Annotated in this window: 12 protein-coding genes; 2 read left to right on the top strand and 10 right to left on the bottom strand. The window is 42.6% G+C overall.

What is annotated here, in order from left to right:
• Positions 1-166 precede the first annotated feature (166 nt).
• A complete protein-coding gene (locus tag QZ106_RS07025; RefSeq protein ID WP_021615170.1) occupies positions 167-508 on the top strand; it encodes a DUF5339 domain-containing protein in 342 nt (113 codons plus the stop codon).
• Positions 509-556: 48 nt separating this feature from the next.
• Here the strand turns inward: QZ106_RS07025 and ruvB are convergent, their stop codons facing one another.
• The 9 genes from ruvB to aspS all read right to left on the bottom strand — a co-directional run bounded on the left by ruvB (position 557) and on the right by aspS (position 8,731).
• A complete protein-coding gene (ruvB, locus tag QZ106_RS07020; protein ID WP_295975939.1) occupies positions 557-1,570 on the bottom strand; it encodes a Holliday junction branch migration DNA helicase RuvB in 1,014 nt (337 codons plus the stop codon).
• A 15-nt stretch (positions 1,571-1,585) separates the two neighbouring features.
• On the bottom strand, positions 1,586-2,200 hold the full coding sequence (ruvA, locus tag QZ106_RS07015) for a Holliday junction branch migration protein RuvA (protein WP_295975937.1): 615 nt from the start codon (positions 2,198-2,200) through the stop codon (positions 1,586-1,588).
• A gap of 63 nt (positions 2,201-2,263) precedes the next feature.
• Complete coding sequence (ruvC, locus tag QZ106_RS07010) at positions 2,264-2,836, bottom strand: crossover junction endodeoxyribonuclease RuvC (protein WP_295975935.1); 573 nt, start codon at positions 2,834-2,836, stop codon at positions 2,264-2,266.
• Positions 2,837-2,893: 57 nt separating this feature from the next.
• Positions 2,894-3,325 (bottom strand): hypothetical protein, encoded by a 432-nt coding sequence (locus QZ106_RS07005; protein ID WP_295975934.1) that lies wholly within the window; start codon positions 3,323-3,325, stop codon positions 2,894-2,896.
• A gap of 9 nt (positions 3,326-3,334) precedes the next feature.
• On the bottom strand, positions 3,335-4,075 hold the full coding sequence (locus tag QZ106_RS07000) for a YebC/PmpR family DNA-binding transcriptional regulator (RefSeq protein ID WP_295975932.1): 741 nt from the start codon (positions 4,073-4,075) through the stop codon (positions 3,335-3,337).
• A 12-nt stretch (positions 4,076-4,087) separates the two neighbouring features.
• Positions 4,088-4,534 carry a dihydroneopterin triphosphate diphosphatase gene (gene nudB, locus QZ106_RS06995; protein ID WP_295975930.1) on the bottom strand — a complete coding sequence of 149 codons (447 nt, stop codon included), beginning with the start codon at positions 4,532-4,534 and terminating at the stop codon, positions 4,088-4,090.
• 111 nt (positions 4,535-4,645) lie between these two features.
• A complete protein-coding gene (locus tag QZ106_RS06990; protein WP_021615177.1) occupies positions 4,646-5,914 on the bottom strand; it encodes an NRAMP family divalent metal transporter in 1,269 nt (422 codons plus the stop codon).
• Positions 5,915-6,180: 266 nt separating this feature from the next.
• The gene (locus tag QZ106_RS06985; protein WP_295975928.1) at positions 6,181-6,546 is read right to left on the bottom strand and encodes a hypothetical protein; all 366 of its coding nucleotides are present in this window, start codon (positions 6,544-6,546) and stop codon (positions 6,181-6,183) included.
• 418 nt (positions 6,547-6,964) lie between these two features.
• Positions 6,965-8,731 (bottom strand): aspartate--tRNA ligase, encoded by a 1,767-nt coding sequence (gene aspS / locus QZ106_RS06980; protein ID WP_295975927.1) that lies wholly within the window; start codon positions 8,729-8,731, stop codon positions 6,965-6,967.
• A gap of 165 nt (positions 8,732-8,896) precedes the next feature.
• Here aspS and cmoA point away from each other — a divergent pair, with 165 nt between their 5' ends.
• Entirely contained in the window at positions 8,897-9,619 is a 723-nt protein-coding gene (gene cmoA, locus QZ106_RS06975; protein ID WP_295975926.1) for a carboxy-S-adenosyl-L-methionine synthase CmoA, read from the top strand.
• A gap of 94 nt (positions 9,620-9,713) precedes the next feature.
• Here the strand turns inward: cmoA and gdhA are convergent, their stop codons facing one another.
• A complete protein-coding gene (gdhA, locus tag QZ106_RS06970; protein WP_295975924.1) occupies positions 9,714-11,063 on the bottom strand; it encodes an NADP-specific glutamate dehydrogenase in 1,350 nt (449 codons plus the stop codon).
• Positions 11,064-11,209: the final 146 nt, after the last annotated feature.

Genomic DNA, 11,209 nt, shown 5'->3' with positions numbered 1-11,209 from the left:
GGATCAAATTATATATTCTATTAACATAATTTCAACATCTATTCACTTTAACTGCATAAAAATAAGGGGGGTTCGAAAAAAGAGACTAGACATCACAAGGGGATTCTGATAACTTCATGCAAGATTTACACTTTGAAGATAACTTGAACAACAAAAAGGCTTCAATATGACACAAAAAATAACGCACATTTTTACCGCACTTTTCACGACAATGATGGTTGCAAGTGTTTCAAATGTAGCCAATGCCGCAGACGTGGATAAAGACAAAAACGCAAAATCCATTGCTAACGTTCCACAACAGTGCAAGGATTTATTCAGTGAAACCGAAAATTTGATTGCGGAAGCGGAGAAACAACCGGGTACACACCCTCAAGTCAATAAAATCCGTAGTAAGCTCAATCAAAGTAAAAAACAAATTCTTGAAATGGAGTTAGCTACGCAAATTAAAAGTTGCGATGTTGCCATGGCGAAACTCAACAGCATGAAACAACAGCAACAAACACAGTAATTTCTCACGAAACAAAAAGCTTATTTGATTGAATGAGCCTTTTATTTTTTAGTCTTCTCGAGGCATTTTTTCAATGCCAAAATGGCGATAAGTCGTTGAGGTCGCCATTCTTCCTCGCGGTGTTCGTTGTAAGAATCCCTGCTGAATTAAATAAGGTTCCAGCACATCTTCAATAGTATCCCGCTCTTCCCCAATAGCCGCGGCTAAATTGTCTAATCCCACCGGACCACCATCAAAACGCTCTAAAACGGCTGTCAGCAACTTCCTGTCCAAATAATCAAACCCGGCATCGTCAATATCCAGCATCGATAATGCAGCCTTCGCAATGGCTTCGGTAATCACACCGTTATTACGCACATCGGCATAATCTCGTACTCGACGTAATAAGCGATTCGCAATTCGCGGTGTTCCGCGAGAACGACGAGCTATCTCATAGGCTGCCGAATCATCAATTTTAAGCTGCAAACAGACCGCACTTCTTGACACAATGGACGTTAAATCATGCACGGAATAAAATTCCAAGCGTTGCACAATGCCAAAACGATCGCGCAATGGCGAGGTTAAAGAACCCGCCCGAGTTGTCGCACCGATAAGCGTAAAAGGCGGTAAATCCAATTTAATAGAGCGGGCAGCCGGGCCTTCACCAATCATGATGTCTAACTGATAATCTTCCATTGCCGGATACAATACTTCTTCAATGGCCGGTGAAAGGCGATGAATTTCATCAATAAACAACACATCATGAGGTTCAAGATTTGTCAGCATTGCGGCTAAATCACCTGCTTTTTCCAAAACCGGACCGGATGTCGTGCGAATATTTACGCCCATCTCATTGGCAACAATATTAGCCAGCGTGGTTTTTCCCAATCCCGGCGGGCCAAAAATCAACAAATGATCTAACGCATCCTGACGTAATTGTGCCGCTTTGATGAAAATTTCCATTTGTTCGCAAACTTGTGGTTGTCCCACATAATCCGCCAGCAATTTTGGACGAATGGCACGATCAATGACATCTTCGTCTAATTTTGCCGTGGCACTGATAATTCTGTCTGCTTCAATCATCTTGTCTATCTCAAATTACAATGCGGCTTTTAAAGCTTCACGAATTAACTGCTCACTGGAAAGCTCCGGTTTAGACACTTTTTTCACCATTTTCTCTGCATCGATCGGCTTATAGCCCAAGGCGATCAATGCGGCAACAGCCTCATTAGAAGGCTCAGTGGTTGCAATGGTTTCCATGCTAAGACTTGGCAAATGATCCGCTTGCATAAAGAAATCGTTATTTTTTACACCTTTAAATTTGCCTTTGAGCTCAACTAAGAGCCTTTCAGCCGTTTTTTTACCGACACCGGGAATCTTCACTAATTTTGACAATTCTTCACGTTCAATTGCATACGCAAACTCATCTACCGACATGGCAGATAAAATTGCCAACGCCAATTTAGGGCCTACACCATTGGTTTTGATCAATTCACGAAATAAAGTGCGGTCTGTTTTTTGTGCAAATCCAAAGAGCAAATGAGCATCTTCACGCACGACCAAATGGGTAAATAAGCTGGTTTGTTTGCCCACTTCGGGAAGATGATAAAAACTTGTCATCGGCAACAACAATTCATAGCCGACCCCCTGCACATCCAACAAAATTTCCGGTGGCTGTTTTTCCATTAAAATGCCGGTGAGATGACCAATCATAGCAATCCTAGTTATCTGTAAAAAATTGCGCGTAGCATAAAATAAAACTGGATAAATATCCAGTTAAATTTTTAAACGGAAACGGCCTCGACTATATCGCGTGCGCAAAAGTGCGGTCAATTTTTCCTGCGTTTCGTTTTGACCCGCGGCATCTGCCACATGGAAAGAGTGCTGTATGGAATGGGCATGCGTAATGGCGATCGCTAAAGCATCCGCCGCATCGGCTTGTGGCTTATCGGAAAGTTTCAGAATACGAGTCACCATATCCTGCACTTGAATTTTATCCGCCGAACCAATACCGACCACGGTTTGTTTGACTAAACGGGCGGCATATTCAAACACCGGCAAATCATGATTCACTGCCGCAACAATCGCCGTGCCACGTGCCTGCCCAAGTTTCAGGGCTGAATCCGCATTTTTTGCCATAAACACTTGTTCAATCGCAAACATATCCGGTTGAAATTGCGTGATGATTTCCGTCACGCCGGCATAAATACGTTTTAAACGAGTCGGTAAATCGTCTACTTGAGTACGAATCGCCCCACTGCCAAGGTATTCCAATTGTCGCCCGGTTTGTCGGATAACGCCATAACCTGTCACACGAGAACCAGGGTCAATGCCTAAAATAATTGTCATAATTAGGTATAAAACAAACGGCTAGAAAATCTAGCCGTTTTTATTTGAAGTGAAAGTTTATTGATTTGCTTTTGCGGTCGCTTTCGCATTCACATCACAGTTTTTCACGATGATTTTGTCGGCTTTTTTGCCTTTTTGTAAAAGATTTACCGGCACGACAGAATCAAATTTATCCAAGGTTAAACCGCTGTCCACATTCCACACATAGTTGCCGGAAGTAAATGCGGTAAAATCTTTTTGAGACGCATCGCGAGCAAAGTCTTTTGCAATCACTTTATTGCCGACCATCACCATTGCACCTGTCGGTTCTTGACCTTCAAATTGATACACGGCAGTCACGGTTTTCTTGTTGCAAGAATACACCACGGTTTTATCCGTAATGCTCGGCATTGCACCAACCGCTTTTTCTTCCATTTTTGCCGTTGCATTAGAGCAAGCGCTCAAAATAGCAACCGTTGCAACCGCAGATAATACTTTAACAAATTTCATAAATGCTCCTTATAGCATTGCAGCGACTTCATCGCTAATTTCACCATTGTGATAAACGTTTTGTACGTCATCACAGTCTTCCAACATATCAATTAAACGCAATAGTTTCGGTGCAGTTTCCGCATCTAAATCCACTGTCGTTGATGGAATCATTGTTACTTCCGCTTCTTGCACTTTAAAGCCTGCCGCTTCAATGCCATCGCGTACGGAACCTAATTCTTCCCAAGCGGTATAAATTTCAAAAGAACCGTCATCTTGCGGTTGAACATCATCTGCACCTGCTTCGATTGCCGCTTCCATTAAGGCATCTTCATCCGCTTGGAGAACTAAAATCAATCCTTTTTTACTGAACAAATAACCAACAGAACCTTCTGTACCTAAGTTACCGCCACATTTGGTAAAACTTGGACGAACTTGGGAAATGGTACGGTTGGCGTTATCGCTCAAACATTCCACCATGACAGCCGTGCCACCCGGGCCGTAACCTTCATAGATTTTGGTTTCCATATTGGTGTCATCCCCACCACCAACACCACGCTCAATAGCACGGTTAATGGTATCACGGGTCATGTTGTTGCTGAGCGCTTTATCCACTGCCGCACGTAAACGTGGGTTCGATCCCACATCGCCGCCACCGATTTTTGCTGCGGTCACCAATTCACGAATTAATTTAGTAAAAATTTTGCCACGTTGCGCATCTTGCGCCGCTTTACGGTGTTTAATATTTGCCCACTTACTATGGCCTGCCATGTTGTTTTCCTTCTATTTTGTCAAATTAAATAAATATTTTCTTATCGCTTCTGCATTATTAGGCGATTTCGTCATCTGCACCGCCTGTGCCGGCGAAACCCATTGAAAAGCGAGATGTTCGGTTAATTCAGGGGTAAATTCCTGCTCCACGGCCAACAAAAACCAGTGCTCTCGGCAGTGGGTAACATTCGGTGCGTATTTATAGCGGAAATGCGGAAAAATTTCAAACGTTACGCTTTCATGACAATCTAAAAGTGCGGTGCTTTTTGACGGCGTTTTTAACCGCACTTCTTCCCAAACTTCACGCACTGCCGCGTCATACGGCATTTCATGTTCTTCCAAAGAACCGGTGACCGATTGCCAGAAATCCGCATCGTCTCGCCGTTGTAGCATAAGCACTCTGCCGCTCTCTTTGGCATAAATGACAACAAGGACAGATTGGTTGTTTTTATATTTCAATTGGATATCCACGCAAATAAAAAGTTCGCCATGTATTTTCACTTAAAACAACGTAAAAAAGAACCGCACTTTAAAGAAGTCCTTAAAGTGCGGTCGTTTTTAGAGAAATTTTTAGCCTAACCAGCCGGCTTGCTGTGCAATAAAGAGTGCGGCAAACGCGGTTAGGTAGAATAAGCCGATAAAGGATAACCACAATAATCCGCCTTTCACGCTGTGTTTCGCTTTCATGGTTAAGGATAAGTTCAACCATGCAAACACCGGCGCAGAAACAAAGGATGCAATCATCGCGAATTTCAACATTGGACCAACGGCGTTATTAAAATAGAAAATAATGGCTAAACCGGAGACCGCGGCAAGCACCATGGCAATGTTTAAGGTTTTTACGGTGCTTTCGTGTTTACCAAGCAATAAACGCAAGGATTCAACGTTGGTACGGGAATAGCCGTCGATAACGGTGATAGTTGTGCCAAACATACACATGAAGGCAATCACTGCAATCAATAAACGCGCCCATTCACCGATGGTACTGGCATACATATTGATTAATTGTGCGATATATTTACCACCCACCATTTCTACGGTTTCAGGTGAACCGAATTGTACCAATGCGCCAAGCGCCAAGAATACAACCGCTAAAATCGCCGTACCAATGTAACCTACGTTGAAGTCAAACAAACCGTCTTGATAAGACACTTTGGTCAAACGACGTTTTGCCACCACCCACATGGAGTTAATGGCAGAAATTTCAATCGGCGCCGGCATCCAGCCCATTAATGCCACTAAAAATGCCAATTTGCTTAATTCCCACGGGGAAGGCGCAACGAAATCTGCCGGTGCGACACCTTGCATACCGTTACGCATGAATGCAATCACCACGGCACTGACTGTTGTCACAGTTAAGGCGATCATGATGATTTTGGATAAGCTGTCTAATAAGCGATATTTCCCTAACAGTAAAATACCGGTTGTGACACCGATCACCAATAAACTGAGGACCGGCATTGGCAATGGAATAGGGATCACAAAAGTTAAAATGGCTGCGGTTAATAAACCTACCGCGGCGGTGTTAATCACGGTGGCAAAAATATTTAATGCAAGGAATAGCCACAAATAAAATTTACCTTTTTGGCGGTAACCTTCCAACAAGGTATTGCCGGTATCTAAGGTATATTGCACACCGAAACGGAAGAAAGGATATTTGAATAAATTCGCAAGAATTACGATGCTCACTAATTCCCAGCCATAAATCGCACCGGCTTGGGTGGACGCGATAATATGCGAACCGCCAACGGCAGCAGATGCCATGACGATTCCGGGACCTAAGGCAGAGAATTTACTCGCCCATGTAGATTTTTCAACTTGATTGATTGGTTCACTCATAAAATGTCTCTTTAAATGATAGAAAGGTGCGTATTTATAATAGAATTTTCATCTAGAGTAAAGTGAACCCAGCAATAAGAAAAAACAAAGCAAAAGATAAAAAACTTTGTTTTTTTAAAAATCAGCATTTTATTCCAAAAAATGAGAGATTAAAAACGGATAAATCTTGCTAACTTGACGAATGACAGTGAATAAAATTTTTAACAAAGTCATATAAAATTTATATTCACGGTACGCCTGATTGAGAGATTCAAGAGACGATGGTGCTATTCAGTATTTTTTGAGTGAAAAAATACATTTGCAGAAGGGTGAAATAAACAAATAAGATTAACAATTAACAACAAGACATGACCCATTGTGATAGGAATATTCTCAAACAACACATAAACCAACACATCAACGGCAAGCAGCCACGCAATAAAAATATCTCTCGCCCAATGTCGGCCGTGTAAGATGTTTTTATTGAGGAAGAAAATGACGACAAAATTTAAATAAGGCATAAAAAGCAGAGCGCTGGACTGAATAAAGGAGTCGCCAAGAGCAAGCACAATTAAGGTGAGTCCTAATACAATAAGATAATTAATAATGATATTAGTCCAACAAATAATCGGGATAGAACGCGGCTTTTTCATATTGTTTAATCTTATTCTAGTTATTTTGGCTTTTGTATTGAAACGATTTTGCAAATCGATTATAGCAAGAAATCTAAAGCAAGTCATTTACTTAACATTTTTATTACATAAATTTTACATTGTGTAACATATCTTACATGAAAGTGTGACTTAATTCGCACAATTCTAACGAGAAATTTATTATTCCACAACCATTTTAGGCTTATTATCCATATTATTTATTATAATTCTTATTCGTAGTAGTAGTAGTAGTAGTAGTAGTAGTAGTATCTATGCTATTGAAAAATAACGATATTTCAAGTGATAAAAAAGCTATATTTCAGTCATGAATAACATTACTAAAATATAGCTCATTGGTCTTCTTTGTTTCATAATTCAATCAAAAAAGACACCGCACTTTATTATTCAAATTTCAACATTACTCAGCTTTTACAACCTGAATACTTAATTCTGCCAACGCCTGTGGATTCGCAAAACTTGGCGCTTCGGTCATTAAGCACGCCGCTGCCGTCGTTTTCGGGAATGCAATCACATCACGAATATTTTCGGTTCCGGTTAAGAGCATAGTTAAACGGTCTAAACCGAACGCCAAACCTGCGTGTGGCGGTGTGCCGAATTTCAATGCATCCAACAAGAAGCCAAATTTTTCGCGTTGTTCTTGTTCGTTGATGCCAAGAATGCGGAATACGGTTTGTTGCATTTTTGGATCGAAAATACGTACAGAACCGCCACCTACTTCATAGCCGTTAATGACCATATCGTAAGCATTCGCCACGGCAGTTGTTGGATCCGCTTCCAATTGTTCCGGTGTGAAATCACGCGGCGATGTAAATGGGTGGTGCATTGCCGCCAAATTGCCTTCATCATCACGTTCAAACATAGGGAAATCGATCACCCAAAGCGGTTGCCATTCGTCTAAACGGGTTAAACCGAGATCACGCCCCAGTTTCAAACGCAATGCACCCATAGCATCGGTGGTGGTTTGCCATTTGTCTGCGCCGAAGAACAAGATATCGCCGTTTTGTGCTTTCACACGTTCTGCTAACGCTTTCCATACATCTTCAGTTAAGAATTTCGCAATCGGGCTTTGAACGCCTTCAAGTCCCGCATTGATATTATTCACTTTCGCCCAAGCCAAACCTTTTGCACCGTAGATACCAACAAATTGAGTGTATTCATCAATTTGTTTACGCGTAATTTCGCTGCCATTTGGTACGCGAATGACCGCCACACGACCGTTCGGATCATTGGCCGGGCCTTGGAACACTTTGAAATCTACCTCTTTAACGATGTCTGCAACATCGACTAATTCAAGTGGGTTACGCAAATCCGGTTTGTCGGAACCAAAGCGATTCATCGCTTCGTGCCAAGTCATCACAGGGAATTTGCCTAAATCCACACCAATGATGTTTTGCCATAAACCGTGCACCATGCGTTCCATAATTTCACGCACTTCCGGTGCGGTTAAGAAAGAGGTTTCCACATCGATTTGGGTAAATTCCGGTTGACGATCCGCACGCAAATCTTCATCACGGAAACATTTCACGATTTGATAATAACGATCAAAACCGGACATCATGAGCAACTGTTTGAAAAGCTGTGGTGATTGTGGCAAGGCATAGAATTTGCCTTTATGCACACGGCTTGGCACTAAATAGTCACGCGCACCTTCCGGTGTGGCTTTGGTAAGCATTGGCGTTTCAATATCTAAGAAGCCGTTGTCATCCATGAAACGACGCACAAAGCTGGTGATTTTTGCACGGGTTTTCAAACGTTGCGCCATTTCCGGGCGACGTAAATCCAAATAACGGTATTTTAAGCGTTGTTCTTCCGTGTTGTTTTGGTTGAAGTCTAACGGCAACACATCGGAAGCGTTGTAAATTTTCAAGGCTTTTGCCAAGACTTCCACTTCACCGGTCGCCATGTTTTTATTGATTTGGTTGTCCGGGCGAGCAATCACTTCACCTTTGATTTGAATACAAAATTCGTTACGCAAACCGGCAGCCGCGGTCAAGGCGTCTTGGTATTTCGGGTCGAAACACACTTGCACGATGCCGTCACGATCGCGCATATCAATAAAGATTAACCCACCTAAATCGCGGCGGCGATGAACCCAACCGCTTAATGTCACTTCTTGACCGATATTTGCGCGGTTTAACGCACCGCAATAATGTGAACGCATCATTTTTTATTCCTTATTATATTCTAGATCATTAAAGAGAAATTAACCGTCCGATTATACGGAAATTGCCTGGGCTTTTGAATTGGAAAGCGAAATTTATTTGCGCCGTTAAAAACTTTCTCTAAAATAACCGCACTTTTTATTTCAAATCATTGCATCGCAAAAAATATGAAGGATACCCTATTCTCTGCGCCCATTGAAAAATTGGGCGATTTTACCTTTGACGAAAGCGTCGCAGAAGTTTTTCCTGACATGATCCAACGCTCTGTGCCAGGCTATTCCAACATCATCACAGCTATCGGTATGCTTGCCGAACGTTTTGTAACGGCAAACAGCAACGTTTATGATTTAGGTTGTTCCCGTGGGGCGGCGACCCTTTCCGCTCGTCGTCATATCAACCAACCGAATGTAAAAATTATCGGGGTGGACAATTCCCAACCGATGGTGGAACGTTGTCGCCAACATATCGCCGCCTACCACAGTGATATTCCGGTCGAGATTCTTTGTGATGACATTCGCCACATTGAGATCAAAAACGCATCGATGGTGATTTTGAATTTCACCCTGCAATTTCTGCCACCACAAGATCGCGTGGCGTTGTTGGAAAAAATTCATCAAGGATTAAATCCAAACGGCGTATTGGTGCTGTCAGAAAAATTCCGTTTTGAAGACGAGCAAACCAACGACTTACTGATTGATCTCCACCATCAATTTAAACGCGCCAACGGTTACAGCGAATTAGAAGTGAGCCAAAAACGCACCGCACTTGAAAATGTGATGCGCACAGACAGCATTGAAATCCATAAAACACGGTTAAAAAATGTCGGTTTTTCTCATGTAGAGCTTTGGTTCCAATGCTTCAACTTCGGTTCTATGATTGCGATGAAATAAGCGCAAGCTCAAAATAAAAAAAGTGCGGTGGATTTTTAACGTGTTTTGAAATCCACCACACTTTTCTTTAACATCTCAAGCAAAATTTTGAAAATTAATACACGCCTTGCGCCAACATGGCATCAGCCACTTTAACGAAACCGGCGACGTTCGCACCCACGACATAGTTGATGTTACCTTGCGCATCGCTGCCGTATTTTTTACAGTTCGCGTGAATGTCTAACATAATGCGGTGTAATTTTGCATCCACCTCTTCTCTTGTCCAACTTAGACGTTGTGCGTTTTGCGACATTTCCAAACCGGAAGTGGCAACGCCGCCTGCATTTGCTGCTTTGCCCGGTCCGAAGAGTACGCCGGCGTCAATAAAGGCATTGGTGGCTTCAATGGTCGTTGGCATATTGGCACCCTCCGCCACCACTTGTACGCCATTGGCGATAAGGATTTGGGCATCGGCTAATTCTAATTCGTTTTGGGTCGCACATGGGAGCGCAATATCGACTTTTAAATGCCACGGCCGAGCACCGGCAACATATTTCAAGCCAAAGAGATCGGCGTAATCTTTTACACGACCGCGTTTTACATTTTTGATGTCCATTAAAGCGGCTAATTTTTCAGCCGTGAAACCTTCTTCATCCACAACGGTGCCGGATGAGTCGGAACAGCTAATGACTTTTGCGCCAAGCGCCATCGCTTTTTCAATGGCATACTGTGCCACGTTACCGGAGCCGGAAACCGCAACGGTTTTGCCTTTCAAATCTTGCCCTTTTTCTGCCAGCATGGCTTGCACGAAATAGACCAAACCATAACCGGTAGCTTCCGGACGAATTAAGCTACCGCCGAAACTCAAGCCTTTTCCGGTAAAGACACAGCCTGTTTGATTAGAGAGTTTTTTCATCATGCCGGTTAAATAACCCACTTCACGCGCGCCCACGCCGATATCGCCTGCCGGCACATCAGTGTCCGGACCAATGTGGCGATAAAGTTCAGTCATTAAGGCTTGGCAGAAACGCATAACTTCCGCATCGCTTTTACCTTTCGGATCGAAGTCTGAACCGCCTTTGGCGCCGCCCATTGGCAATGTGGTTAAAGCATTTTTGAAAATTTGCTCAAAACCTAAGAATTTTAAAATGGATTGGTTAACGGACGGGTGAAAACGCATTCCACCTTTGAAAGGACCGATAGCGCTGTTAAATTGAATGCGGAAAGCGCGGTTGACTTGCACTTGGCCTTTGTCATCCGTCCATGCTACGCGGAATTGAATGATGCGTTCCGGTTCAACTAAACGTTCTAATAAGGCTTCAGAGCGGTATTTCGGGTTTTTCTCAAGGAATGACCAAATAGACGTGAATACTTCGCGTATCGCTTGTAAAAATTCCGGTTGGTTTCCGTCACGTTGTTCGACTTTGGCTAAGAAGGCTTCTAAGGAAGCGACTGCGTTAGACATAAAAAATCTCCTGTTGATGATGTTTGCATATATTGTTTTTATTAATCGGAATCACTATGCAACAACTCTTCTTATTTTTCCAAAACAACCATCAAAAATAGGAAAATTTAAAATAAAAGATGAAATAATATAGATAATATCTAATT

This window comes from uncultured Aggregatibacter sp. (genome assembly GCF_901873365.1).
Taxonomy (GTDB): domain Bacteria; phylum Pseudomonadota; class Gammaproteobacteria; order Enterobacterales; family Pasteurellaceae; genus Aggregatibacter.
This window is presented reverse-complemented; position numbering and strand designations above follow the sequence as displayed.